This window comes from Mycobacterium sp. 1245111.1, assembly GCF_001673405.1.
In the GTDB taxonomy this organism is placed as follows: domain Bacteria; phylum Actinomycetota; class Actinomycetes; order Mycobacteriales; family Mycobacteriaceae; genus Mycobacterium.
In genome coordinates this window covers 78,731-104,276 of sequence record NZ_LZLV01000026.1, presented here as the reverse complement: position 1 = coordinate 104,276, position 25,546 = coordinate 78,731, and the positions used below count along the sequence as shown (strand labels likewise).

21 protein-coding genes and 1 pseudogene are annotated in these 25,546 nt (G+C 66.6%); 8 read left to right on the top strand and 14 right to left on the bottom strand.

Annotated elements, in window-relative coordinates; translation table 11 throughout:
• Positions 1–85: 85 nt before the first annotated feature.
• A complete protein-coding gene (locus A5658_RS05630; protein WP_067332100.1) occupies positions 86–523 on the top strand; it encodes a nitroreductase family deazaflavin-dependent oxidoreductase in 438 nt (145 codons plus the stop codon).
• Between the two features lie 28 nt (positions 524–551).
• Entirely contained in the window at positions 552–1,850 is a 1,299-nt protein-coding gene (gene ilvA, locus A5658_RS05625) for a threonine ammonia-lyase IlvA (RefSeq protein ID WP_067332097.1), read from the top strand.
• Between the two features lie 22 nt (positions 1,851–1,872).
• Here ilvA and A5658_RS05620 read toward each other — a convergent pair whose 3' ends face one another.
• The 8 genes and pseudogenes from A5658_RS05620 to A5658_RS05585 all read right to left on the bottom strand — a co-directional run bounded on the left by A5658_RS05620 (position 1,873) and on the right by A5658_RS05585 (position 12,289).
• Positions 1,873–2,106 (bottom strand): ribosomal protein L7/L12, encoded by a 234-nt coding sequence (locus A5658_RS05620; RefSeq protein ID WP_067332094.1) that lies wholly within the window; start codon positions 2,104–2,106, stop codon positions 1,873–1,875.
• A 28-nt stretch (positions 2,107–2,134) separates the two neighbouring features.
• The gene (locus A5658_RS05615; RefSeq protein WP_067332091.1) at positions 2,135–2,560 is read right to left on the bottom strand and encodes a hypothetical protein; all 426 of its coding nucleotides are present in this window, start codon (positions 2,558–2,560) and stop codon (positions 2,135–2,137) included.
• Between the two features lie 40 nt (positions 2,561–2,600).
• Positions 2,601–4,316, bottom strand: coding sequence for a malto-oligosyltrehalose trehalohydrolase (gene treZ, locus A5658_RS05610; RefSeq protein WP_067332089.1), 1,716 nt, complete (start codon positions 4,314–4,316; stop codon positions 2,601–2,603).
• Positions 4,309–6,591, bottom strand: a complete 2,283-nt coding sequence (treY, locus tag A5658_RS05605; RefSeq protein WP_067332087.1) for a malto-oligosyltrehalose synthase — start codon at positions 6,589–6,591, stop codon at positions 4,309–4,311. Before treY ends, treZ begins: the two co-directional genes overlap by 8 nt.
• Before the next feature lie 3 nt (positions 6,592–6,594).
• Positions 6,595–8,769, bottom strand: coding sequence for a glycogen debranching protein GlgX (glgX, locus tag A5658_RS05600; RefSeq protein WP_067332084.1), 2,175 nt, complete (start codon positions 8,767–8,769; stop codon positions 6,595–6,597).
• A 37-nt stretch (positions 8,770–8,806) separates the two neighbouring features.
• Positions 8,807–10,963, bottom strand: a complete 2,157-nt coding sequence (locus A5658_RS05595; RefSeq protein WP_067332081.1) for an acyltransferase family protein — start codon at positions 10,961–10,963, stop codon at positions 8,807–8,809.
• A 75-nt stretch (positions 10,964–11,038) separates the two neighbouring features.
• Positions 11,039–11,536, bottom strand: a pseudogene (gene ripD, locus A5658_RS05590) (NlpC/P60 family peptidoglycan-binding protein RipD); the annotation flags it as partial.
• A gap of 309 nt (positions 11,537–11,845) precedes the next feature.
• Positions 11,846–12,289 (bottom strand): hypothetical protein, encoded by a 444-nt coding sequence (locus tag A5658_RS05585; RefSeq protein WP_067332079.1) that lies wholly within the window; start codon positions 12,287–12,289, stop codon positions 11,846–11,848.
• Between the two features lie 86 nt (positions 12,290–12,375).
• On the opposite strand from A5658_RS05585, the gene A5658_RS05580 reads away from it, so the two are divergent.
• From A5658_RS05580 to A5658_RS05565, 4 genes are read left to right on the top strand one after another with little or no spacing between them, the layout of a single operon-like run.
• The gene (locus A5658_RS05580) at positions 12,376–13,692 is read left to right on the top strand and encodes an adenosylmethionine--8-amino-7-oxononanoate transaminase (protein WP_067332077.1); all 1,317 of its coding nucleotides are present in this window, start codon (positions 12,376–12,378) and stop codon (positions 13,690–13,692) included.
• A gap of 4 nt (positions 13,693–13,696) precedes the next feature.
• Positions 13,697–14,845: an 8-amino-7-oxononanoate synthase gene (locus A5658_RS05575; RefSeq protein WP_067332075.1), complete on the top strand. Its 1,149-nt coding sequence runs from the start codon at positions 13,697–13,699 to the stop codon at positions 14,843–14,845.
• On the top strand, positions 14,842–15,522 hold the full coding sequence (gene bioD / locus A5658_RS05570) for a dethiobiotin synthase (protein WP_067332073.1): 681 nt from the start codon (positions 14,842–14,844) through the stop codon (positions 15,520–15,522). The genes A5658_RS05575 and bioD overlap by 4 nt, the downstream gene beginning before the upstream one ends.
• The gene (locus A5658_RS05565; protein WP_067332071.1) at positions 15,522–16,028 is read left to right on the top strand and encodes a 2'-5' RNA ligase family protein; all 507 of its coding nucleotides are present in this window, start codon (positions 15,522–15,524) and stop codon (positions 16,026–16,028) included. Before bioD ends, A5658_RS05565 begins: the two co-directional genes overlap by 1 nt.
• Positions 16,029–16,030: 2 nt before the next feature.
• Here A5658_RS05565 and A5658_RS05560 read toward each other — a convergent pair whose 3' ends face one another.
• Together A5658_RS05560 and A5658_RS05555 are read right to left on the bottom strand one after the other, a co-directional pair.
• Complete coding sequence (locus A5658_RS05560; RefSeq protein ID WP_067332069.1) at positions 16,031–17,218, bottom strand: NAD-dependent formate dehydrogenase; 1,188 nt, start codon at positions 17,216–17,218, stop codon at positions 16,031–16,033.
• A 56-nt stretch (positions 17,219–17,274) separates the two neighbouring features.
• The gene (locus tag A5658_RS05555) at positions 17,275–19,560 is read right to left on the bottom strand and encodes an FdhF/YdeP family oxidoreductase (RefSeq protein ID WP_067332166.1); all 2,286 of its coding nucleotides are present in this window, start codon (positions 19,558–19,560) and stop codon (positions 17,275–17,277) included.
• 61 nt (positions 19,561–19,621) lie between these two features.
• On the opposite strand from A5658_RS05555, the gene fdhD reads away from it, so the two are divergent.
• Positions 19,622–20,458 carry a formate dehydrogenase accessory sulfurtransferase FdhD gene (gene fdhD / locus A5658_RS05550; RefSeq protein WP_067332067.1) on the top strand — a complete coding sequence of 279 codons (837 nt, stop codon included), beginning with the start codon at positions 19,622–19,624 and terminating at the stop codon, positions 20,456–20,458.
• Here fdhD and A5658_RS05545 read toward each other — a convergent pair.
• The 4 genes from A5658_RS05545 to A5658_RS05530 all read right to left on the bottom strand — a co-directional run bounded on the left by A5658_RS05545 (position 20,455) and on the right by A5658_RS05530 (position 24,305).
• Positions 20,455–21,798, bottom strand: a complete 1,344-nt coding sequence (locus tag A5658_RS05545) for a hypothetical protein (protein ID WP_067332065.1) — start codon at positions 21,796–21,798, stop codon at positions 20,455–20,457. The genes fdhD and A5658_RS05545 overlap by 4 nt on opposite strands.
• A complete protein-coding gene (locus A5658_RS05540) occupies positions 21,795–22,112 on the bottom strand; it encodes a hypothetical protein (protein WP_369830490.1) in 318 nt (105 codons plus the stop codon). Before A5658_RS05540 ends, A5658_RS05545 begins: the two co-directional genes overlap by 4 nt.
• Before the next feature lie 53 nt (positions 22,113–22,165).
• The gene (locus A5658_RS05535; RefSeq protein ID WP_369830489.1) at positions 22,166–24,016 is read right to left on the bottom strand and encodes a hypothetical protein; all 1,851 of its coding nucleotides are present in this window, start codon (positions 24,014–24,016) and stop codon (positions 22,166–22,168) included.
• A 109-nt stretch (positions 24,017–24,125) separates the two neighbouring features.
• Entirely contained in the window at positions 24,126–24,305 is a 180-nt protein-coding gene (locus A5658_RS05530) for a hypothetical protein (protein WP_067332063.1), read from the bottom strand.
• Positions 24,306–24,507: 202 nt separating this feature from the next.
• On the opposite strand from A5658_RS05530, the gene bioB reads away from it, so the two are divergent.
• Positions 24,508–25,542, top strand: a complete 1,035-nt coding sequence (bioB, locus tag A5658_RS05525) for a biotin synthase BioB (RefSeq protein ID WP_067332061.1) — start codon at positions 24,508–24,510, stop codon at positions 25,540–25,542.
• Positions 25,543–25,546: the final 4 nt, after the last annotated feature.

The following is a 25,546-nucleotide window of genomic DNA, read 5'->3' as shown; positions in this document are numbered from 1 at the left end:
GACTGTACATGGTGAACGCTGAGCAACACCTGAGGCGCGACTCAGGCGGCTGGGCACCTCGCGCTGCACCTTCTAAGGTGGGGACATGCCACTCGAAGGTGAATATGCCCCGTCCCCGTGGGATTGGTCTCGCGAACAAGCCGACAAATACGCCGAATCCGGCGGAGCTGAGGCGGCTGACATGAAGGGCAAGCCGATCATTCTGCTGACCACGGTCGGCGCCAAGACCGGCAAGCTCCGCAAAACCCCGCTGATGCGCGTCGAGCACAACGGCGAGTACGCCGTGGTCGCGTCGCTGGGTGGGGCGCCCAAGAACCCAGTCTGGTACTACAACATCGCCAAGAACCCGCGGGTCGAACTGCAGGACGGCCCCGTCGTCAAGGACTACGACGCCCGCGAGGTCTTCGGCGACGAGAAGGCCGTCTGGTGGGAGCGCGCCGTCGAGGCCTGGCCGGACTACGCCGAGTACCAGAAGAAGACCGATCGCCAGATTCCGGTGTTTGTACTGACCCCTGTGCACTGAACGCGCAGCTTGGTGGCACCATTGACCGGTGTCTGCCGAACTGAGTCAGAGCCTGGGTACCCGGGGTAGTGGGCCGCTGCGCTCCTTCTCAGCGGCCGATGTCGACAGTGCGGCCACCCGAATCGCCGGCGTGGTCACCGCCACGCCGCTGCAGTTTTCCGACCGGTTGTCCGCGACAACCGGGGCAAACGTCTATCTCAAGCGCGAAGACCTGCAGACCGTGCGGTCCTACAAGCTGCGCGGCGCCTACAACCTGCTGGTGCAGCTGTCCGACGAGGAACGGGCGGCCGGCGTGGTGTGTTCCTCGGCCGGCAATCACGCGCAGGGCTTCGCGTATGCCTGCCGCACCCTGGGGATCCGCGGGCGCGTGTACGTGCCGGCCAAGACGCCGAAGCAGAAACGGGACCGCATCCGCTATCACGGCGGGGAATTCATCGATTTGATCGTGGGTGGGTCGACCTACGACCTGGCCGCCGAAGCGGCGCTGGCAGACGTGGCGCGCACGGGAGCCACCCTCGTGCCGCCGTTCGACGACCCGCGGACCATGGCCGGGCAGGGCACCATCGCGGTGGAGATCCTCGACGCACTGGACGGCGAGCCGGATCTGGTGGTGGTCCCGGTCGGCGGAGGTGGGTGCATCGCCGGCATCACCACCTATCTCGCCGAGCGCACCAGCAAGACCGCGGTGCTGGGAATCGAGCCGGCGGGCGCGGCAGCGATGATGGCGGCGCTGGCCAACGGCGGTCCGGTCACGCTCGATCATGTCGACCAGTTCGTCGACGGCGCCGCGGTCAGCCGGGCTGGAGCCCTCACCTACGCCGCGCTCGCTGCAGCGGGCAACATGGTGTCGATCACCACGGTCGACGAAGGCGCGGTCTGCACCGCGATGCTCGACCTGTACCAAAACGAGGGCATCATCGCCGAGCCTGCGGGCGCGCTGGCGGTCACCGGCCTGCTGGAAGCGGACATCGAGCCGGGCTCCACGGTGGTGTGCCTGGTCTCCGGCGGCAACAACGACGTGTCACGCTACGGCGAGATTCTCGAGCGGTCGCTGGTCCACCTCGGACTCAAGCACTATTTTCTGGTCGACTTCCCGCAGGAGCCCGGCGCATTGCGTCGTTTCCTGGATGGCGTGCTCGGACCCAACGACGACATCACGCTGTTCGAGTACGTCAAGCGCAACAACCGCGAAACCGGCGAGGCCTTGGTCGGAATCGAGCTGGGCTCGGCCGCGGGCCTCGAGGGCCTGCTGGAGCGCATGCGGGCCACCGAGATGCAGATCGAGGCCATCGAGCCGGGCTCGCCGGCCTACCGTTATCTGTTGTAGACGTTCAACGTTCGGGCGCGGCTCACCGGATCGCCTCGACGGCCTTCTTCGCCTCAGCCAACCCAGCGCCGGTGAGCTCGCGGTACTCCTTGATCGCCGCGATCATGTTGCCGGACCGGGCGAGCGCGACGACTGCATCCGGCAGCCCGGAGGTAGCTGCCGCCGCGAAGGGCACGTAGCTGTCTGGAAACAGCGCCTGCAGTTGCTTTTCGATGTAATCGAGACGCGCCCGGGCGCCGTAGTCGACTTCGCTCATGCGCGAAAGCTACCTGATCGGATGTTGGCTAGCCCACCAGAGCGACCGATTCGTCGTTGGCCCGAAAGATCGGTTCCAGCGGGACGGCGAATCGTTCGGCCATCTCGGTCAGCGACTTCGACCAGAGCAGTTCGATAGTCGACACCGGGCCGCGTCCAGGGCCCGTCAGCAGCAAGGCCACCGACGTACCCGGTTCGAGATCGTCGAGCAGTGTCCGCAGCGACGACATCAGGTTCCACACGATCCGGCCGCGGGGCCGCGCGTGGATCTCCATCTGTCCGAGTTTTTTGGCGAAGCAGCGATCCGGGCCGATCAGGCCGAACCACACCAGACGCGTCCCAAACCCCAACGGCCCCATCAGCGCCCGCCATCGGTCCCGCAGATCCTGTGTGGAAAACACCGGATCGCAGGCGGTCTGGATGGGCGGTATCGGCAACACTTCAGATTCGGTCATCCGCGCATCATCAGCGGTTGTAGACGCGGCCGGTAGTCAGTTATCCACAGCGCAAGATCGCGAATGACTGCGGCGGCAACTCGGTGCTCTGGCCGCCCACGTTCGGTGTTTCCGACGAAAGCACGAGCTCGCCGGCAAACGGAACGCATACCGGCTCAGCGCCGAGATTGCAGGCCACCGTCAGGGCGCCGCGGCGCAGCGCGATCCAGCGGTCCGCCTCGTCGTAGTCGATGACCAGATTGTCCAGCCACGGGTCGGTCAGATCGCTTTCGTTGCGCCGCAACGAGATCAGATCCTTGTAGAGCTGAAGCAGTTTCGCGTGGTCGTCGTCGCTGACCTCGGCCCAGTCCAGCTTGGAGCGTCGAAAGGTCTGCGGATTCTGCGGGTCGGGGATCTCGTCGGCGTCCCAGCCGTGTTCGGCGAACTCCCGCTTGCGCCCTTCAGCGGTGGCGCGGACCAGCTCCGGTTCGGGATGGGAGCTGAAGAACTGGAACGGGGTCGACGCTCCCCATTCCTCGCCCATGAAAAGCATTGCCGTATAGGGGGAGCCGAGCACCAGCGCGGCCTTGACCGCGAGTTGGCCGTAGGTCAGGTTCTGCGACGGCCGGTCGCCGAGCGCCCGGTTGCCGACCTGATCGTGGGTGCAGGTATAGGCCAACAGCCGGGTCGCCGGAATCGTCGAGGTGTCCAACGGCCGGCCGTGCCGCCGCTGCCGAAACGACGAGTAGGTGGCGGCGTGGAAGAAGCCGTGGCGCAACGTCTTTGCCAGGGTGGCCAGCGACCCGAAGTCGGCGTAGTAGCCTTGGCGCTCACCGGATACCGCGGTGTGGATGGCGTGGTGGATGTCGTCGTCCCATTGCGCGGCCATCCCGTGCCCGTGCGCCGCTCGAGGGGTGATCATGCGCGGGTCGTTGAGGTCGCTTTCGGCGATCAGTGACAGCGGCCGGCCGAGTTGCTCGGCCAGCGCGTCGGTTTCGGCGGCCAGCTCCTCGAGGAGATGGATCGCGGTGGTATCGAAGAGCGCGTGCACGGCGTCCAGGCGCAGCCCGTCGGCGTCGAAGTCGCGCATCCAGCGAAGCGCGCAGCCGATGATGTAGCGACGTACCTCGTCGGACTGGGCGTCGGCGATGTTGATCCCCTCGCCCCACGGGTTGCTCGCCGACGACAGATACGGCCCGAACCGGGGCAGGTAGTTGCCCGATGGCCCGAGGTGGTTGAACACCGCGTCGATCAATACCCCGAGCCCGCGGCGGTGGCAGGCATCGACGAACCGCACCAGGCCGTCTGGGCCGCCGTAGGGTTCGTGCACCGCGTACCACAGCACGCCGTCGTAGCCCCAGCCGTGAGTGCCGGAGAACGCGTTGACCGGCATCACCTCGACGAAGTCGACACCGAGATCGACCAGGTAGTCGAGCTTGTCGATAGCCGCGTCGAAAGTGCCGGCCGCGGTGAAGGTTCCGATGTGCAGTTCGTAGATCACCGCGCCGTGCACCGAGCGGCCGGCCCAGTCGCTGTCTCGGGGCGGGGGCTCCCATAGTTGCGAAGCCTGGTGCACTCCGTCGGGCTGACGCGGCGACCGCGGGTCGGGCAGCAGCGTCGGGTCGTCGTCGAGCAGGAATCCGTAACGCGCATCCGGGGCCGCGTCGACGCTGGCCCGCCACCAGCCGTCGTCGCCGCGGGTCATCGGAGATACCGCGCCGTCCACGTCCAGGCGCACGGTGTCCGGTTTCGGTGCCCAGACCGCGAATTCAGGCATCGGCGCGCTCCAGCAGTGCGACCGGCAGCTCGGCGAACAACTCGGTGGCCGACACCATTCCGCGCGCCACCACACCGGTCAATGCGTTGCTCCACATGCCGGGCGGCAGCGTAATCACGGTGTCTCCCCATCCGGTCTGCTCAAGATGCACCGACCAGCGGGTGACCGCGACCAGCACGTCGTCGCCGCGCCGGTATGCCACCACATGATCGGCAGCGGCTCCCGCGGCCAGCACAGGGCGGTATCCGCCGCCCACGAAGGCGTGCGGGCGGGCGCGACGCATCTGCAGGGCCGCCTTGACCACCCGAATCTTCTTGTTCTGCAACGACTTCAGTGCGCTGCGGCGAGCGACGTAGTCGACGGGACGCCGGTTGTCCGGGTCTACCAGGCTGTCGTCCCACAACTCGGTGCCCTGATAGATGTCGGGGACGCCGGGATAGGTCAGCGACAACAATTTCTGGCCCAGCGAGTCGTTCTCGGCATGTGGTTGCAGCCGCACCACCAGCGTGGTCAGCTCACGCGCCACCGGGCCGTCCAGAACGCGGTCCAGCCATCGATGGACCGCATCTTCGAAGTCGGCGTCCGGATCTTGCCAGCAGGTATGCCACGCCGCTTCCCGGATCGCCTTCTCGGCGTATGCGTGCAATCTGTCGCGAAGCACATCGGTGGACACGCCGTCCACCGGCCAGATGCCGAAGATGTTCTGCCACAGGAACAATCCGGTGGCCGGGTCGGGGGACGGGGTGGATACTTCCCAGCGGGCGACGAACTCCGCCCACAGCGACGGCACCTGCGACAGCACGCCGATGCGTGCGCGGACGTCTTCGCTGCGCTTGGTGTCGTGGGTGGACAACGTCGTCATTGCCCGCGGCCATAGCCGGGCGCGAGTCGCTGCGCGAGAATGGAACTCGGCCAGGCCGACACCGAATTTCTCCGGCTCGCCGCCGACCTCGTTGAGCGACACCAGCCGGGCGTCACGGTAGAACAAACAGTCCTCCACGGCCTTCGCGGTCACCGCCCCGCACAGCTGCTGCAGGCGAACGGCGGCCTCACCGCCATCGGATACCGCCGCGGCGATGAGCTGCAGTGGCGCGTCCAACTCTGGTGCCGCGGTGAGGGTCGCCGCGAAGGCGGTTGGCAGTATTGCGGCCAGACCGAGGTAGTCGCTGCGGTACACGCCGATGTGGGTAAGAAGCGCCGCCACGGCGTCGGCCAGTCGGGGGTGGTCGGTACCGGTCGCCGCCACAATGCACCGCCGTAGCCGGGCCAGCTCGCTGGACAGTGTCTCGGTAGCCGACGAAATCTTCAGGTCGGCGGTGGATAGCCGGTCGCCGCACGATTCCTGCAGGGCCGTCAACGCCTGCGCGCCTTGAGGATCCACGAAGACCCCGCCGATCTCACGCAGCGCGTCGTATCCGGTAGTCCCGGCCACCGGCAGACTCGCGTCGAGGGGTTCGTCGACCGCGAGGATCTTTTCGATCACGATCCACGGGTCGGGGCCGGTGAGTTCGCGCAGCCAACCCAGGTAGCCCGCCGGATCGGCCAGGCCGTCCGGATGGTCGATGCGCAGTCCGTCGACGAGCCCGTCGGCGAACCATCGCGCGACTTCGGCGTGGCTGGTGTCGAATACTTTCCGGTCCTCCTGGCGGAGCCCGGCGAGCGATGTGATCGAGAAGAATCGGCGAAAGCCGACCGAGCCATTACGCCAGCCGATCAGCCGGTAGTGCTGACGGTCGTGCACATCGGGGCCGCTGCCCTCGCCGGTGCCCGGCGCGATCGGCAGTGCCAGATCGCCGAGCCGCAGCAGGTCACCGTCAACGGTGAGGTCGGCCGCGTCGTCGTCGGAACCCAGCAGCGGCAGCAGTATCCGGCCGTCGCCCAGTTCCCAATCGATGTCGAAGAACGCCGCATAGGGCGAAGATTTGCCGTGCCGCAGGACATCCCACCACCACGGGTTCTGTTCTGGTTTGTCCACCCCGAGGTGGTTGGGCACGATGTCAACGATCAGACCTAGGCCGCGCGCCCGTGCCGCCGCCGACAGCTTCGCCAGTCCCTCGGCGCCGCCGAGTTCGGCCGATACCGTCGTCGGGTCGGTGACGTCGTAGCCATGCGTCGAGCCGACGACCGGCGTCAGGATCGGCGACAGGTACAGATGCGAGACGCCCAGGTCGTCAAGGTAATCGAGCAGGTCCTCGGCGTCGGCGAAGGTGAATCCGAACCCGCTCGCAGCACCACGAAGCTGGAGCCGGTAGGTCGACAGTACCGGAAAAGCCATGCGTCACTTGGTCTTACGGAAGATCAGCAATGCCCGCGGGGGAAGTGACACCTCATCGCCGTCGTTGACGACCAGGGTCACCGATCCTGTCGGGTCGGTGGTGTCCAGCATGGCCGTCCATTCCGTGGCGTAGTCGTCGGGCGGGATGATGAAGTCGACCTCGTGGTCGTGGGCGTTGAAGCACATCAGGAACGAGTCATCGACGACCCGCTCGCCCCGGGCATTGGGTTCGGGGATCGCGTCGCCGTTGAGGAACACCGCGATGCTCTTGCCGAATTCGCCGCCCCAGTCGTCGTGTCGCATTTCCTTTCCCGCCGGCGTCAGCCAGGCGATGTCACGCACTTCGTCGCCGCTGCGAATCGGTTCGCCGTCGAAGAACCGGCGTCGGCGAAACACCGGGTGACTCTTGCGCAGCGCGGTGACCTTGCGGGCGAACTCCAGCAGGTCGCTGTTCTTGTCGACCAAAGACCAGTCCATCCAAGATAATTCGGAGTCTTGGCAGTAAACGTTGTTGTTCCCCTGCTGGCTGCGACCCATCTCGTCGCCGTGGGCGATCATCGGGGTGCCCTGGCTGACCATCAGCGTGGCCATGATGTTACGCATCTGCTTGCCGCGCAGCGCCACGATTTCCGGATCGTCGGTCGGGCCCTCGACCCCACAATTCCAGGACCGGTTATGGCTTTCACCGTCGCGGTTGTCTTCGCCGTTGGCTTCGTTGTGCTTCTCGTTGTACGAGACGAGGTCGTTGAGTGTGAATCCGTCGTGGGCGGTGACGAAGTTGATGCTGGCGCCGGGCCGGCGACCGGTCGCCTCGTAGAGGTCCGACGACCCGGTCAGCCGGGACGCGAACTCGCCGAGTGTCGCGGGCTCGCCCCGCCAGTAGTCACGCACAGTATCGCGATACTTCCCGTTCCACTCGGTCCACAAACCCGGGAAGTTGCCGACCTGGTATCCGCCCTCGCCGACGTCCCACGGTTCGGCGATCAGCTTGACCTGGCTGACGATCGGATCCTGTTGCACTAGATCGAAAAATGCGCTCAGCCGATCGACGTCGTAGAACTCGCGGGCCAGCGTGGAGGCCAGGTCGAAACGGAAGCCGTCGACGTGCATCTCGGTGACCCAGTAGCGCAGTGAGTCCATGATCAGCTGCAGCGTGTGCGGGTGGCGGGCATTAAGGCTGTTGCCTGTGCCGGTGAAGTCCTTGTAGGCGCTCAGATCGTCGTCGACGAGCCGGTAATAGGCGGCGTTGTCGATGCCGCGGAAGTTGATCGTCGGACCGAGGTGATTGCCTTCGGCGGTGTGGTTGTAGACCACATCGAGAATGACCTCGATGCCCTGTTGGTGAAACGCCCGGACCATCGATTTGAATTCGGTGACGGCGCTGCTGGCGCGCCGGTTGGCGGCGTACTCGTAGTGCGGGGCGAAAAATCCAAATGTGTTGTAGCCCCAGTAGTTACGCAGTCCCAGGTCCAATAGCCGGTGATCGTGCATGAACTGATGCACGGGCATCAGTTCGATCGCGGTGACATTCAGCGATTTGAGATGCTCGATGATCGCCGGGTGACCCAGGCCCGCGTAGGTGCCGCGCAGCGCCTCAGGAATGGCGGGATGGTTCTGCGTCATCCCCTTGACGTGCGCTTCATAAATGACGGTCTCGTGGTATGGCGTGCATGGCGAGCGATCGTTGGCCCAGTCGAAATAGGGATTGATCACCACGCTGGTCATGGTGTGGCCTAACGAGTCGACACGGGGCGGCGTGCCGGTCTCGGCCGGATCCTTCGCGGCGACGGCCAAATCATAGGAGTACAGCGCTTGGCCGAAGATGAACTCGCCGTCAAAGCACTTGCCGTACGGGTCGAGAAGCAGCTTGCTGGGATCGCAGCGGTGACCGGACGCCGGGTCGAAGGGGCCGTGCACCCGAAAGCCGTAGCGCTGGCCGGGTGTGACGTCCGGCAGGTACGCGTGCCAGACGTAGCCGTCGACCTCGTCGAGACGAATACGGGTCTCCTGCCCGTCGTCACCGATCAGGCAGAGCTCGACCTTTTCCGCGATCTCCGAGAACAGCGCGAAGTTGGTGCCGGTGCCGTCATAGTTGGCGCCCAACGGATAGCTGTTTCCGGGCCACACCGTGGCCAGCGAAGGCGGGCCGGCGGCGTCACTGGTATCTGACGGGGGCATTACTCGACCTTAGTGGCGGCCGCTTCTGGTCGCCCGGTCACCACCAACCGGTGGCCGGCCCGAGCTGGCGGCCCAGCTCGTTGGTCATCGTGCGCATGTAGGTGGCGGAAATGTGATGAGCGTCGTGATATATCAACACGTTTCCCTCGACGGCCGGACAAATGTCGGCGCGGCAGACCGCGTCGCTCATGTCGAGCGGCTTGAGCATCGGGAACTGCTCGACCCAGTCGAGGGTGGGATTGCGGTCGGCGAGCACCTCGGAGCGCTTGATTCCGCACGACACTGCGTCGCCGCCCTTGGCCAGGCAGTCCGACGGGTTGAACGGCTGGCCGTCTTTGACCAACCACGGCGTGTCGCGCATGGCGAGGATCGGAATGTTGTTGTCCGAGAACGTCTGCCAGATCCCGACATAGGTGCCCGGCATCACGTCGCCGGGCTTGATGTTCCACGGCCGCGTCGAGGTGGTGAACACGAAATCGGGGTGGTCGGCGACCACCGCGTCCATTGCCTTCGACACCCATTCGGCGCACTCGGGGTAGGGGTCGTTGTTGCCCATCACCAGAGGCTTCTGCTCGGTGGACAGCGCGCAACCCATCTTGAGGTAGGTCGTGATCTTGAAGTGGTATCGGTGGCCCAGGATGTCCAGCGCGGTCAGCCAGTGCTCGGCGTGCGAGCCGCCGGCCAACGCGATGGTCCTCGTGGCGTTCTTGTCGCCGTAGCTGCACTTGAGCACATCGGTGTTTTTGAAGTCGCTGATGCAACCGTCGCGGGTGGACGGCGGGTAGTCGGTCTGCGCTTCCAGCACCGTGGGCCGCATCCGCAGGGTCGGCACTCGGATGTGTTTGATCAGCGCACGCGCGCCGGGGTAGTCGCGGGAACTCAGGGCGCTGAGTTCCTTGCCGCTGGCGCGTTCGACGCTGACGTGCTCACGCCAGGTGAATGCCGTCGCGGTGAGCGTCACGCCCATCAACCCGACGACCGAGCCGAGCACGATCGTCGGTCGGCGTAGCCGGGTCCGCCACGGCACCACGACCGTTGTCTCGCGAGCGGGCTGCATCGGTTTGCGCTGTCGTAGCGGTTCTTCGATGTAGCGGTTGGTCAGATAGGCCAGCAGGCCAGAGGCCAGCAGCACCGCGGTGCCCTCGACGACGTTGGCGTGCGGGTGGCCGGTGTAGGCGAGCCAGAAGATCAGCAGCGGCCAGTGCCAGAGATACAGCGAGTAGGCCATCGCACCCAGTCGCACCAGCGGTCGGGTGGCCATCAACCGGTTGGGCAGCGGCAGGTCGTCGCCGTCGGCGCGGTTGGCGCCGGCCAGGATGAACAGCACGGCAGCGCCCACCGGCACCAGCGTCCACGGACCGGGGAATTGCCTGACGCCGTCGATCAGCGCACCGCAGGACAGCACCGCCGCCAGGGCGATCGTCGCGGCGGTCGTGCGCAACCACATCGGCCATCGGATGTAGGGGACCAGCGCGCCGACCAGGGCCCCGAGGATCAACTCCCACGCCCGGGCGAAGCTGTTGTAGTAAGCCACCGCCTGGTTGGCCTGATGCGCGAAGATCGCGTAGACGAACGACGCGACCGCCAGCGCGCTGAGCAGCACCACGAATGCCGTCCGCAGGCGCTCGCCCAGCCGGCGCCGAAACAGGTACGCGAAGCCGAAAACCATCGCCAGGAATGCGATGTAGAACTGGCCCTGCACCGACATCGACCAGATGTGTTGCAGTGGGCTGACCGATTCGCCGGCCCGCAGGTAGTCGGCGACCGTGCTGGCCAGCTCCCAGTTCTGGTAGTAGCCGAGGCTGGCCAGGCTCTGGTCGGCGAACGTCTCCCAACGCGTTTCCGGCTGGATGAGGACGGTCAGCAGCGCGCACCCGGCCAGCACCACGACCAGCGCCGGCAGCAGCCGTCGCACCAGCCGGATCACCTCGGGAACCGGCGACAGCGACGACTCCGGATTGAGCGCGGCGCGTAACAGCTTGCCGCCGAAGAAGAAGCCGGACAACGCGAGGAACACGTCGACACCGCCGGAAACCCGGCCGAACCAGACATGGAACATCGCGACGAGAGCGATGGCGATGCCGCGCAGCCCGTCGAGATCGTGGCGGTAAAACCCGGCCCGGTTTTCCGTCGCGGTTTGCGCTTGGTGCGCAACGCAGGCGTCAGCCGGACGGGTCGGGGAGATCGTCATGATTGACAGACAATCTACCTAATCCGCCGGCCGACGCGCCTGCTCGGAACCGGCCCGAGGGCCGTCCGGTCAGGACTCCAGGATGCGTGTCAGGTACGGAACCATGTTGGTGGTGCGGGCCGTCGTGACGGTGACCGCGGGCTCGGTGGCCTCGATCATCTGGTTGTTGCCGAGATACATCGCGACGCTCTGGCTGCCGCCCGGGCCGTAGCAGAGCAGGTCGCCGGGGCGTGCCTGGGCCGGCGTGACTTTGCGGCCGACGTTGCACTGCTCGGCCGAGGTGCGGGGCATCTTCACCCCGGCGCCGGCGTACGCGTACTGGATCAGACCGGACGCGTCGAAGCCGACGATGTTGGCCTTCAGACCGGTACCGCGGGTGGGTCCGGCGGCGTTACCGCCGCCATACAGGAACGGCACGTTGCGCTGCGACAGCGCGCGCTGGATCACGTAGCTGGTGTTCTGCTGGTAGCCCACCAGCGTTGGGCCGGTCGGGTCGGCGCTCGCGACGTGGGGGTTGACCATCGGCAGCGCCAACAACACGGCCAGGCTGAACGGGACGGCGAAGCTGCGCTTCATGTTGATCACCTCTCTGTGGCTTCGGCGCGGTGACTTCACGCCTCTGCCGCCAATCCGCCGATTCACCGCAGAGACCCGTGCGTTGGCCCGCCCCGTTGGGGGCCGCACACCCCACCCGGAATCCGGGTGAAGTGGCCCCGCTGGTGAACCGCTGAATTCACAACAGTCACTGGGACCACTGTGGCAACAAATGCCTGCAAGAGCTATCTTTTTGGGTCCATCGGCGGGATTATTTGTCGTACCGTGATCGAACGGTGATCGCAGACGGCGTTTAAAGCCAAAACTGTGCGCGCAGTTGTGATTTCGCTCTCACTCGGTCTGTTCGTAGCCGCTGGGATCCGTGTGCCAGTACTTGCCGCTGAAATCGGTCAGCGCGGCGCCCGCTCCGGACGCGAACAGCACCAGCGCGATCGCCAGCAGCGGCCAGAACGAGAGGTACCAACCCTTCAACAGCGACACCAGTGGGCCGAGCAGTGCCGCGGCCACCGCGGCACCGATGCCGCCCCACACCACCGGATAGATGTAGAAGTCGACGCCGAACGGCGCGGGCGGACAGTCACCAACGCAGGTGTCTTTGAGGAAGCCGAAAAGCCTTGAATACCAATCTGTCCCGAAGGCAAGCACGGCGAGAAGCACGAGCAGGGCCAGCAACGAGGCGACATCCCACGGCACCAGACGCAACCGCAGCACTTTCGGCGGCGAGTCATCGTGGTGGCCGGGCGACGGGTCGTCGAACTGCTGCGGCGAGGCCATGGTGGCCTCAATGCTGCCGGATGCCCGGCGTTTTAGCGACCGCCGGCTTTTTAACGACCGAAGTCGCGGCTCTACTCTCATCCCTTATGGCCGCGCAGACTCCCGGGCTCACCCCCGAGCAGATCAGCGCTATCGACGCGGCCCACCTCTGGCACCCGTACAGCACGATCGGGGCCGAAGCGATACCTCCGGTGGTCGCAATCGGCGCCCACGGTGCCTGGCTCACGCTGGTCCGCGAGGGCCGGCAGATCGAGGCCATCGACGCGATGAGCTCCTGGTGGACGGCCGTCCACGGACACGGCCACCCCGCGCTCGACGCGGCGATGACCCGCCAGCTGGCCACCATGAACCACGTCATGTTTGGCGGACTCACCCACGAGCCCGCCGCGCGGCTGGCGCAACTGCTCGTCGAAATCACCCCTGCGGGCCTGGAGACGGTCTTCTTCAGCGACTCAGGCTCGGTGTCGGTCGAGGTCGCGGTCAAGATGGCGCTGCAGTTCTGGCGCAGCCGCGGGCTGCCGGGCAAGCGGCGGCTGATGACCTGGCGCGGGGGATACCACGGCGACACCTTCACCCCGATGAGCATCTGCGATCCCGACGGCGGTATGCACTCGCTCTGGACTGACGTGCTGGCCCATCAGGTGTTCGCACCGCAGGTGCCGCGCGACTACCAACCCGCCTACGTGGCGGCGTTCGAGGCGCAGCTCGCCGAGCGTGCCGCCGAACTGGCCGCCGTCGTGGTCGAGCCGGTGGTCCAGGGCGCGGGCGGGATGCGGTTTCACGACCCCCGCTACCTGACCGAGCTACGAGACATCTGCCGGCGACACAACGTCTTGCTGATCTTCGACGAGATCGCCACCGGCTTCGGCCGCACCGGCGAGCTGTTCGCCGCCGACCATGCCGGCGTCAGCCCCGACATCATGTGCGTCGGCAAGGCGCTGACCGGCGGCTACCTCAGCCTGGCCGCAACGTTGTGTACCACCGACGTCGCCCACACCATCAGCAACGGCGAGGCCGGAGCGCTGATGCACGGGCCCACCTTCATGGCCAACCCGCTGGCCTGCGCGGTATCCGTCGCGGCGGTGGAGCTGCTGCTCGACCAGGACTGGCGCTCGACCGTCGCCCAGATCAGCGATGGCCTGGCCGGCGGACTCGAGCCGGCGCGGGCATTGCAGGGGGTGATCGATGTCCGGGTCTGCGGCGCGATCGGCGTCATCGAATGCGACCGGTCCGTCGACCTGGCGATCGCCACCCCGGCGGCCCTGGACCGCGGCGTCTGGCTACGGCCGTTCCGCAACCTCGTCTACGCGATGCCGCCGTTCATCTGCACGCCGCAGGAGATCGCGCAGATCACCTCCGCGATGGTGGAAGTCGCCCGGCTCACCGGTTCTCGTAGGCTCTAGGGCGATGACCCAGATCGAAACTTCCCCGCTGGCCTGGCTGGAGGCGCATGCCGAGCAGCGCCGGCAGGCCGGGCTGCGACGGGCCCTGCGGCCGCGGCCCGCGGTGGCAATCGAGCTCGATCTGGCGTCCAACGACTACCTCGGGTTGTCGCAGCACCCAGCCGTCATCGAAGGCGGCGTCGACGCGCTGCGGACCTGGGGCGCCGGCGCGACCGGCTCGCGGCTGGTCACCGGTAACACGTCCCTGCATGAAGAGCTTGAGTCCAGCCTCGCCGAATTCGTCGGCGCCGCAGCGTGTTTGGTGTTCTCGTCAGGCTACACCGCCAACCAGGGTGCGGTGGTCGGGCTGTCCGGTCCGGGCTCGCTGCTGGTGTCGGATGCGCTGTCACACGCCTCGCTTGTCGACGCGTGCCGGCTGTCGCGGGCGCGGGTGGTGGTCACACCGCACCGCGACATCGACGCCGTCGACGCGGCACTGTCCGCGCGCGACGAGGAGCGGGCGGTCGTCATCACCGAGTCGGTGTTCTCCACCGACGGAGCGCTGGCCCCGATCCGTGAACTGCACGAGGTCTGCCGTCGGCACCGGGCTCTGCTGATCGTCGACGAGGCCCACGGCCTGGGTGTCCGGGGCACCGGCGGACGTGGGCTACTGCACGAGGTGGGCCTGGCAGGTGCGCCCGACGTGGTGATGACCACGACGCTGTCCAAGGCATTCGGCAGTCAGGGTGGCGCGGTCCTGGGATCGGTCGCAGTGCGCGATCACCTCATCGATGCCGCTCGGCCGTTCATTTTCGACACGGGACTGGCGCCGGCGGCCGTCGGCGCCGCGTTGGCCGCACTGCACGTGTTGCAACGCGAGTCGTGGCGCCCGGAGGCCGTCCGACGGCATGCGGCCGCGCTGGCCCGGATCTGCGGCGTGGCCCAAGTGCCACAGTCGGCGGTGGTGTCGGTGATCCTCGGCGAGCCCGAGGTGGCGCTGGCCGCCGCGACGGCCTGCCTGGACGCCGGCGTACGGGTGGGCTGTTTCCGTCCGCCGACCGTGCCCGCCGGCACCTCACGGCTGCGCCTGACCGCCCGCGCGTCGCTGGATGTCGACGACCTCGAGCTGGCCCGCACGGTGCTGACCGACGTGCTGGCCGCGGGCCGGCGTTGACAGTCCTGGTCGTCACCGGGACAGGGACCGGGGTCGGCAAGACCATCGCCACCGCCGCCTTGGCGGCGGCCGCGCGCCAGGCCGGCATTCCCGTCGCCGTCTGCAAGCCGGTGCAAACCGGGACCGCGGCCGGTGACGACGACCTCGCCGAGGTGACCCGGCTCACCGGGATCAGCAAGGTCGTCGGGTTGGCCCGCTATCCGGAGCCGATGGCGCCGCTGGCCGCCGCCGAGCAGGCCGGCCGGGCGTTACCCAGCAAGCGCACCATGCTGAAACTCATCAACGCCGTCGATCATCCGGGGCAGCTGACTCTGGTCGAGGGCGCTGGCGGACTGCTCGTCGAACTGGCCGCCGGCGGCGTGACGCTACGCGACCTGGCAGTCGACCTGGAAGCCGCGGTACTGGTGGTCACCACAGCGGACCTCGGAACCCTCAACCACACCGCTTTGACTTTGGAATCGCTTGCGGCACACAATGTTCCGTTCGCCGGGCTGGTGATCGGGAACTGGCCGCTGCCACCCGGGGTGGTGGAAGCATCCAACAGGTCGGCGCTGGTGCGCCTCGGCCCGATGCGTGCCGAGCTGCCCGCGGGGGCCAGCAAGCTGAGCGCCGCCGAGTTCACCGCCATGAGTGCGCACGCGTTCGACCGCAACTGGGTGACCAGTCTGGTCGGCTGATGGTCCATTCGGTCGAGCTGCTCTTCGACGCCGACACCGAGGCGCGGCTTCGTCAGGTCTGGGCTGACCTGGCCGCGGACCTATCCGGCCGCCTTCCCGCCGGCCGGCCGCACGTCACGGTGGCGGTCGCCGAGCGCATCGCACCCGACGTCGACGAGTTGCTACTGCCGATCGCGCGGCAACTGCCTCTTGCCTGCAGCGTCGGGGCGCCGTTGCTGTTCGGCCGATCGAACGCCGTGCTGGCCCGGCTGATCGTGCCGACCACCGAGTTGCTCGCCGTGCACGCCGAGGTACACCGCGTCTGCGGCACGCACCTGCGGCCCGGCCCACTGCCGCACAGCCTGCCCGGCCACTGGACACCGCACGTCACGCTGGCACGCCGCATCGAGGGCGCCCAACTCGAACCGGTGCTACGCATTGCGGGCCAGCCCGTCGAAATCCACGGCGCCCTGACGGGTTTGCGGCGTTGGGACGGCACCGAACGCGTCGAGCATCCGATCGGCTGACACTACGTTCCGCTGCTGCCCGGGCTCGCGCCACCACCCGCGGTGTAGGAGGCCTTGCCGGTCCCGGCCAGCGCCCCGCCGGACACGATCAGGTACTCGTCGCGGATCGGCTTGTCCGCGAAGAAGTCCTCGAGGATCTCCCGCGTGCCCGCGGCGTAGCGGGCTTGCGCCGACAGCGTCGTCCCCGAGATGTGCGGCGTCATCGCGTTGTTGGGCATCGTCCGCCATGGGTGATCTTTCGGCGGCGGCTGCGGGTACCAGACGTCGCCCGCGTAGCCGGCCAACTGACCGCTCCTCAACGCCGCCGCCACCGCGTCGCGTACACAGATCTCGGCGCGCGCGGTGTTGACGATGTAGGAGCCGCGCCGCATCGACGCCAACAGCTTGTCGTCGAACAGGTGGTAGGTCTGCGGGTGCAGCGGAGCGTGGATGGAGACGATGTCGATCGCCTTGACAAGCGACGCGGCGTCGGGGTGATAGGTGACGCCCAACTCCGCTTCGAGGCTCTCCGGCAGTCGCCGGGTGTCGGTGTAGTGCAGGTTGACGTCAAAGGGGGCCATCCGGCGCAGCACGGCCTGGCCGATGCGGCCGGCGGCGATCACGCCGACGTCCATGCCCTCGACGTCGTAGGCGCGTTCGACGCAGTCGGCGATGTTCCAGCCTCCGTCGGCCGCCCACTGGTGGGACGGGACGAAATTGCGCACCAGCGTCAGGATCTGCATCACCGCGTGCTCGGCGACGCTGATGCTGTTGCAGAACGTGACTTCGGCGACGGTGATCCCGTGAGATATCGCCGCGTCCAGATCGACGTGGTCCGAACCAATTCCGGCGGTCAGCGCGAGCTTCAGGGACTTCGCCTTGGCGATCCGTTCGGCGGTCAAATAGGCAGGCCAAAACGGTTGCGATATCACCACATCGGCGTCGGGCAGTTCACGTTCGAACTCCGAGTCGGGACCGTCCTTGTCAGACGTCACGACCAGTTGATGACCGCTGTCCTCGAGGAATTTGCGTAATCCGAGCGCCCCGGACACGCAGCCCAGTAGTTCGCCGGGCTTGAAGTCGATCGTCGATGGGGTGGGCAGGGTCTGACCGTCCGGGTAGCCGGGAATCGTCGGGATGCTCTCCCGCGCATAGACCGGGGGATAGCCGGTGACCGGGTCGGGATAGAGGACAAGCAGTATCTTGGCCATGGCAGTCTCCTTTGACTAATCCAAAGTCGAAAGCCGTTGTAGCTCAAGTGGAACCGTCAGCCCGATGCGGGTTCAAACCGGACGAAAACGCCTTTCGACGTCGGGGTGTTGCTGATCTCCGCAACGCTGTCCAACGGTACCAGCACGTTGGTTTCGGGATAGTAGGACGCTGCCGAGCCGCGGGCCGCCGGATACGCAATCACTCGAAAACCTTTGGCGCGTCGTTCAATACCGTCGTCCCAGGTGCTGATCACGTCGACGAGCTGGCGGTCTGCCAAGCCCAGCGCCTCGATGTCCTCCGGGTTGATCAGCACGACGCGGCGCCCGTTGTGGATGCCCCGATAGCGGTCGTCGAGCGCGTACGGGATGGTGTTCCACTGGTCGTGCGAGCGCATCGTCTGCAGCACCAAGTGGCCGTCCGGAGGACGGATCCGGTCGAAGGTGTTGCAGGTGAACACCGCTTTGCCCGAGGGCGTCGGGAATCGATGTTCGTTGACCGGGTTCGGCAGTCGGAAACCTCCGGGCTTGCGTACCCGGGCGCTGAAATCGTCAAAGTCGGGGACTACGCGCGAGATTCGCTGCCGAATTGTGTCGTAGTCGGCTTCGAAGTCCTCCCAATGTATGCCGGGGGTGTCGTCGAGAGTGCGCTGGGCCAGGCGGCAGATAATCGCGACTTCGCTCAGCAGATGCTCCGACGGCGGGCGCAGCCGGCCGCGCGATTGGTGGACGATGCTCATCGAGTCCTCGACCGTCACGAACTGCTCGCCGGTGGCTTGCAGGTCGCGGTCGGTCCGGCCGAGGGTCGGCAGGATCAACGCCGTCTCGCCGCACACCGCATGCGAGCGGTTGAGCTTGGTGGAGACATGCGCGGTGAGTCGACAGGCGCGCATCGCCTGTTCGGTCAGATCGCTGTCCGGGGTGGCACGCACGAAGTTGCCGGCGAAACCGATGAAGACCTTGGCCCGGCCGTCGCGCATGGCGCGGATCGCGTTCACCGCGTCCAAGCCGTGCTTGGTCGGGGGAGTGAACCCGAACTCGCGCTCCAAAGCGTCCAGGAACGACTGGGGCATCCGCTCCCAGATCCCCATCGTGCGGTCGCCCTGCACGTTGCTGTGCCCGCGCACCGGGCAGACACCGGCGCCCGGGCGCCCTAGATTGCCGCGCAGCATGAGGAAGTTGACGATCTCGCGGATCGTCGGGACGCCGTACTTCTGCTGGGTGATCCCCATCGCCCAGCAGACGATGACCTTCTTGCTGGCCAGCACTCGCTCGACGACCCGCTCGATCTCGGCGCGGCGCAGCCCGGTTGTCGCCTCGATCTCCGGCCAGGAGATCTGGCCGACGTGTTCGGCGAACTCGGCGAACCCGGTGGTGTTCGCATCGATGAAATCGTGGTCGAGCACGGTGCCGGGCGCGGCGGACTCGGCCTGCAACAGCAAGGCGTTGAGGGCCTGGAAGAGCGCAAGGTCGCCACCGGGCCTGATGTGGAGGAACTGATCGGCGATAGTCGTTCCGCGGCCGAGGATTCCACGGACCTTCTGCGGATTCTTGAAGCGAATCAGGCCCGCCTCCGGCAGCGGGTTGACCGCGATCACGTGTCCGCCGTTGCGCTTGGTCTCCTCGAGCGCCGAGAGCATTCGCGGCATGTTGGTGCCCGGGTTGATCCCGACGGCGAACACCAGGTCGGCTTCGTGGATGTCGTCGAGGCTGACACTGCCCTTGCCGACCCCGAGCGTCTCCTGCAGCGCGGAGCCGCTGGACTCGTGACACATGTTGCTGCAGTCGGGAAGGTTGTTGGTACCCAAGGCCCGCGCGAACAGTTGCAGCAGGAACGCCGCCTCGTTGCTGACCCGGCCCGACGTGTAGAACAGCGCCTCGTCGGGCGAGTCGAGTTCGCGCAGGTGTGTCGCGAGAAGGTCGAGCGCGTCGTCCCAGCCGATCGGTTCGTAGTGGTCGGACCCGGGACGCTTGACCATGGGCTCGGTCAGCCGGCCCTGCTGGTTGAGCCACATGTCGGACTCGGCCAGCAGCCGCGGAATCGAGTGTTCGCGGAAGAACTCCCGCGTGATCCGGCGCGTTGTGGCCTCGTCGTTGATGTGTTTGGCGCCGTTTTCGCAGTACTCGTTGATGTGCCGGTGTTTGGGATCCGGCTCCGGCCAGGCGCATCCTGGGCAGTCGGTGCCGTTGGCCTGGTTGATGCTCAGCAGGTTCACCGCGGCGCGCCGGGGTGAGGTTTCCTCCAGCGAGTACTGCATCGCGTGGATAACGCCGGGGACCCCGGTCGCCCACTGCTTGGGCGGCGTGACTTTCAGCTGCTCGTCATTCGAATGATCTTCTGCCATCGGATCCCCTCCGCAGAAGCTCAGCATAACGCCGCGCCTGAGGTTGGATACGCTCGCAACCATGGGGCGGGTAACGGCACGTCGACCAGTCCGGCATGTGAGTGCCGAGACAGCGGTCCGACGGCCCGAGACCTTGGCCGTGGAGGAGCCGCTGGAAATCCGGGTCAACGGCAAGCCGACCACGGTGACCATGCGAACGCCTGGTTCGGATTTCGAACTGGCCCAAGGCTTCCTGCTCACCGAAGGCGTCGTTGCCCGCCGCGACGACGTGGAAGCCATCCGTTACTGCAGCGGGGCCGGCCCGGACGGGCTGAACACCTACAACGTCGTCGACATCACGTTGGCCGCTGCCGTGCCCGCTCCTGACACCGACGTGACCCGCAATTTCTACACCACCTCGTCGTGCGGCGTGTGTGGCAAGGCCTCGTTGGACGCGGTCCGGCTCAGCAGCCGATACCCCGTCGGCGATCACGTCCTGCGCATCGACTCCCGCACCTTGAGCGCCCTGCCCGCCCGACTGCGGTCGGCGCAGAAAGTGTTCGCCAGCACCGGAGGGCTGCACGCCGCCGGCCTGTTCGACGTCGACGGCACACTGCTGGTTGCGCGCGAGGACATCGGACGGCACAACGCCGTCGACAAGGTGATCGGGTGGGCGCTCGAAAACGATCGAATACCGTTGCAGGACGCCGTGCTGCTGGTCAGTGGGCGGGCGTCCTTCGAACTGACGCAGAAGGCGGTGATGGCGGGCGTGCCGATGCTGGCCGCGGTGTCGGCGCCGTCGTCGCTGGCCGTCGATTTGGCATCCGAGTCCGGCCTGACGCTGGTCGCGTTTCTGCGGGGCGATTCGATGAACATCTACTCGCGGCCGGACCGGATTCACGAGGGCGTCCGACCCTAAGCGCTGAACAGCAGATACAAGCCGGTGAAGGTGTAGCCGACCATCACCAGCATCATGGTGAGCTGACCGGTGAGCTGGTGGCCGGCGGGCAGTAGCTTCAACGCCTTGTCGTGTGCGGCGATCACCGCGACGATGTGACCGGTCACCACCGACGTGACCTTGATGACGGCCAGCACGGTCGGATGCATCGACAGCACATAGGCAACGTGTAAATGCGCGAGCCCCAACAGATTCCAGCGTCTACCGAGCGGATCGGCGAGGGCGAAAACCGCCTGCTGTCCGCGCTCGACGAGATACGACAGGTAGTGCGCGAAGATGTAGCCGACCACGATCGGGATCAGTGAATGCGCCAACTCGCCGGGCAACGCGCGCCGCGACTTGCGGTCGACGCCACCGGTGGCACGCGCGGCCAGCGAGAAGGTCGTCGCGACCACCCCCGCGAAGATGAGCAGGCCGACGGTGCGTAGGACGCACAACGAAACCGACACCGGGACACCGTGAACGGCGCGCGCCAGCCCGTCGGCGGTGTTGCGCCAGGTCGTCGACGACGAGAAGCTGTCGAACGCGGTCGAACCCAGCAGCACCGCCAGCACCGCGACAATGCCCGGCCGCACGGGTAGCGACAACAGATGGTCGAACGGGTTACCGATCGCGATCTTCTTGGTCTGCGCGTCGCGGCGGAAGGGGGAGAGCCGTGACACCGCCATGCTGTAGACGGCGAAGGGGTCCGCTCGGGCGAACCAGCGTTGCCCGCACAGGCACGCTCCGAGCAGCAGCATCACGGTGTACACGAGCAGCCAGGCTTTGACCCACGACAATGCCGCAGGGTTGGGGCTGGCCAACTCCAGCCAAACGAACGCGAATAGGCCCACCGCGGCCGGGCGATACCCCCAGGACTCCGGGTACGAGTACCGTGGATCCGGTGTAAAGCGTTGCAGCAGTGCATATACCGTGCGTACCGGCGAGATGACCCGCCACACGGGGCCGACGAGCAGCGACAGCGCCACCAGCCCGACCCACAGCAACACGTAGAAGACTCCGAGCAGAGCGTTGTCCTGAGTCTGCGGTCCGCAGAGCCCGGCGACCAGCACCCATCCGGTGAATGCCAGCGCCAGCGCTGCCGCAATGCCACGAGTGACACGGGAATCGACGAAAGCGGTCACCGCCGCGGGCAGCGGGCGCGTGGGGTTGTCCGGATCGAAGCGCGGCCGCTTCCACGCCAACGCGACCAAGGCGAAGGTGAACGTCAACGCCCACGCCGCGCCGATCACCGAAAAGGCATACGGCACAGGCAAATCGCTCGACCCGCCGAGGCCGTGGGCTACGACGACTTGGCTCACGGATTCACGTGGATGGTGGCGACGTTCCGATCAAGATGGTGCAACTCGACCTCGACGCTGCCTGGCACGTCGACGCTGAACTGGAATGTCTGATTGGCGGCCGCGGCGACCTCGAACCTGTGATCGGGAACCGAATGCACGTGCAGCTCATCCGTGGCGTCGCTGGTGACGTGCAGCGTGATCGGTTGACGGACCGTTGCCTGCAGGGTCGCGTTGGCCGGTGTCACCTGCCCGTGCGCGATCGTGATGTCCACCGAAAGACCGGACCCACTGGCTGGTTTCGACGCGCCGCCGCACCCGGCAAGCGCGATCAACAGCACCGAAATCGCCGCAGGCACAACGACTCTGCGAAAAGCCGTCAACGCGCTCACGCTGCCCGCGGGGGTGAATGCTCGACGGCCTCTTCTCCCGGCTCGTTCGGGGCGTTCTCCGAATTGTTGATGCGTCCGGCCCCCCACGTGAGCGCCGTGATGACGCACAGCGTGAAGAACAGCACGACAACCCCGCCGGCGGTGAACAACCAGGCGGGCACGCCAGGATCGCGTTCGCGCTGCAGGATCGAGACCTCGAAGGCGAACGGTCGGGTGCCGTTGGCCAACACCGGAATCTCCGGCACCGGAATGGCCGCGTCGGCCGGCGCCCAGATCGGCACGGCGGCCAGGTCCCGTCCGTCATGGACGCGCAGCAATGTTTTCCAGTCACCCCAGACCGGGATCGGCTCGGTGGACACGTAGTGGCCGGGCCCGACTTTCTGCAGTCGGTTGATGACCAATCCGCGGTGATTCTGCATGCGGCCCTGCCAAGCCAGGATCGTGACCCAGTCCGGATGGTCCCCGGCCATGTTGGGCGGGTTGAGCTGGACGTCAGCCGATGCCAGGCGCTGCCCGGGAGGACTGGGCAGGTCAGTCAGCTTGACGGTCGCGGAATCCTGTGTGGGGACGTGGATGTGCAGACCGTTGGCGATCGTGCCGCCGATGACGAGGACGGTCAGCGCCACCGCGGTGACGCCGAATGCGCGGCCCGGCAGCCGCTGACTGGTCAGCACCATGCCCAGCAGTGCCGCGCAGACGCCGGCGAAAATCGCGACCGGTACGGCAGTCGGCAGCGCTTCGCGCCACAGGTCCACCGGCCATGGGTAGTGGTAGACCTTGCCGATCCACAGCGACTCGAGCCACAGCCCTGCTGTGCCGATGCCGAGTCCAGATACGGCTCCAAAGATGATCGGACGCTTGAAAAGCGGGGTGAGCGCAACTAGTTCGACCACAAGAGCCGGTCCCAGGTAGAGCGGGAACCAGTTGATCGGAGCACCGAGGATGGGCCCGACGAGGAAGGCGACCGCCCCTCGCAGCGCGATGGCGCACAGCGCCGCGATGATCGCCGCGCCCTTACCCAGCGTCATGCGCGCGACGATCGTACCGATTGCGGCCGCGGCGGCGATCAGCATCGGTTGGAAGACCAACCGGAATTGCGGGACACCGAAGTCGAATTCGATTTGGTACACCGACATTCCGATCAGCAGGCCGCCCGCCGAAAGATAGCGAAGGAACTTGACGAATGGTTTGTCATTACGTACCGGGGGACCGTCGGTCGGTGTCTGTTCCAGGTCCCTCGCGCCTTCGTACTCCAGCATCAGTACTGCGAACAGGGAGAAGTTGGCACCGCCGATCATCATCAAATGCGTTGGGCCCCAGAGCGTCACGTCCTGACCGAAGATGCGGTGCCAGATGTCGTCGAGCGGGAAGCCGATCATCGCGTACATGCCGCAGCCGGCCATCAGCAGGCCGCCCACCGGGGCGTACCAATTGCGCGTGATGCGCACCGCCGCCGGTCCCGGCTTGTCGAACGGCAGCACCACGGCGATTGCGCCGGCCAGGAATATCCCGAACAACCCGATGATGATGAAGTAGTGCGCGGGATTCGCCAGTGGACCGGGGTCGCGTCCATTCCCGATATGCCAGCTGACGTCCCAGATGAAGCCGAACAACGCGCAGATGATCGACGTGGTGAATACCAGAATGGTCAGCGAGACCCAGGGCGGTCGGTTGAACTTGCTGGCCAGCCCCTCGGCAACGGTATTCAGCCAGGTGATCCGCCGCGTGCGGTGGGCCCATCCGACATACAGCATCGTGGCACCGATGAGCATCGCGGCCACCGACAAACCAATGACCTGGTTCAGACCCGCGCCGCGCGCCGGCGGCTCCGCTGCAAGAAGTGTCAGATCCACCCTCTACCTCCTACTACGCCGGCCCGCCCGGCTGCATCCGGGCGCTTAACTTACCCAAGAGTAGGTAGCCTGCGGGGCAGGCGCTCAAACTTCGGCCGATTTGCTACCCGCGTGTTTGCGTCGGCCGGTCGTCCGCCGAGTCCCGCTTGTCCTCGTCGGGCGTGCGGCGGTCTTTGATCGCGATATAGAGCACCACGCCGACGACGACTACCGCCGGCAGGAACGCGGGCCCGGCGAGCAGCAGCCAGTGATGAGCTACGTATTCGACGTGTGTACTAGGCAATGGGGATCACTTCCGGGGCTGTGTTGCTTACCCCGTTCGGATACCCAACGCCGGGCGAAGGCACCACATGACGTTTGTGCAGGTGCACACCGCTAGCCTAGCCTGGGCACCGTTCAACGCTGGTTGTGATGAGCCGGGAGCACTGTGCGTCCCGTGTGTGGACAGGACAACCGCAAAGACTTCAACACATAAGGAGTAGCTGGTGACTCAGGCGGCGACTCGGCCAACGTCCGACACCGACGGCACCGACATCCTGGCGGTGGCCCGCCGGCAGGTGCTCGAGCGCGGTGAGGGGCTGAGTCAGCAGCAGGTGCTGGACGTGCTGCAGCTGCCCGACGAACGGCTCGAGGAGCTGCTGGCACTGGCGCACGAGGTGCGGATGGCCCACTGTGGTCCCGAGGTAGAGGTGGAAGGCATCATCAGCCTGAAAACCGGTGGCTGCCCCGAGGATTGTCACTTCTGTTCGCAGTCCGGGCTGTTCGCCTCGCCCGTGCGCAGCGCCTGGCTGGACATCCCGAGCCTGGTCGAGGCTGCCAAGCAGACCGCGAAGTCCGGCGCCACCGAGTTCTGCATCGTCGCCGCGGTGCGCGGACCCGACGAAAGGTTGCTGGCGCAGGTGGCTGCTGGCATCGAAGCCATTCGCGACGCCGTCGACATCCAGATCGCCTGCTCGCTGGGAATGCTGACCGCCGAGCAGGTCGAGCGCCTGTCGGCGATGGGGGTGCACCGCTACAACCACAACCTGGAGACCGCCCGCTCGTTCTTCCCCAACGTCGTCACGACCCACAGCTGGGAAGAGCGCTGGGAGACGCTGTCGATGGTGCGCGAGGCCGGCATGGAGGTGTGCTGCGGCGGCATCCTCGGCATGGGCGAGACCGTCGAACAGCGCGCCGAGTTCGCCGCCAATCTCGCCGAGCTGGACCCCGATGAGGTGCCGCTGAACTTCCTCAACCCGCGACCGGGCACGCCGTTCGGCGACCTCGAGGTGCTGCCGGCCAGCGAAGCGCTCAAAGCGGTGGCCGCGTTCCGGCTGGCCCTGCCGCGGACCATGCTGCGGTTCGCCGGCGGTCGCGAGATCACGCTGGGCGATCTGGGCGCCAAGCAGGGCATCCTGGGCGGCATCAACGCGGTGATCGTCGGCAACTACCTGACCACGCTGGGGCGTCCCGCCGAAGCCGATCTGGAGCTGCTGGACGACCTGCAGATGCCGATCAAGGCGCTCAACGCCAGCCTGTAGCGCG

Coding starts and splice junctions, on each gene's coding strand:
- glgX (WP_067332084.1), bottom strand. CDS start 8,769: ATGCCCCCGTCAGATACCAGTGACGCCGCCGGCCCGCCTTCGCTGGCC.
- A5658_RS05580 (WP_067332077.1), top strand. CDS start 12,376: ATGGCCGCGCAGACTCCCGGGCTCACCCCCGAGCAGATCAGCGCTATC.
- A5658_RS05615 (WP_067332091.1), bottom strand. CDS start 2,560: ATGACCGAATCTGAAGTGTTGCCGATACCGCCCATCCAGACCGCCTGC.
- A5658_RS05560 (WP_067332069.1), bottom strand. CDS start 17,218: ATGGCCAAGATACTGCTTGTCCTCTATCCCGACCCGGTCACCGGCTAT.
- A5658_RS05555 (WP_067332166.1), bottom strand. CDS start 19,560: ATGGCAGAAGATCATTCGAATGACGAGCAGCTGAAAGTCACGCCGCCC.
- A5658_RS05575 (WP_067332075.1), top strand. CDS start 13,697: ATGACCCAGATCGAAACTTCCCCGCTGGCCTGGCTGGAGGCGCATGCC.
- treY (WP_067332087.1), bottom strand. CDS start 6,591: ATGGCTTTTCCGGTACTGTCGACCTACCGGCTCCAGCTTCGTGGTGCT.
- treZ (WP_067332089.1), bottom strand. CDS start 4,316: ATGCCTGAATTCGCGGTCTGGGCACCGAAACCGGACACCGTGCGCCTG.
- A5658_RS05565 (WP_067332071.1), top strand. CDS start 15,522: ATGGTCCATTCGGTCGAGCTGCTCTTCGACGCCGACACCGAGGCGCGG.
- A5658_RS05620 (WP_067332094.1), bottom strand. CDS start 2,106: ATGAGCGAAGTCGACTACGGCGCCCGGGCGCGTCTCGATTACATCGAA.
- A5658_RS05630 (WP_067332100.1), top strand. CDS start 86: ATGCCACTCGAAGGTGAATATGCCCCGTCCCCGTGGGATTGGTCTCGC.
- A5658_RS05585 (WP_067332079.1), bottom strand. CDS start 12,289: ATGGCCTCGCCGCAGCAGTTCGACGACCCGTCGCCCGGCCACCACGAT.
- fdhD (WP_067332067.1), top strand. CDS start 19,622: ATGGGGCGGGTAACGGCACGTCGACCAGTCCGGCATGTGAGTGCCGAG.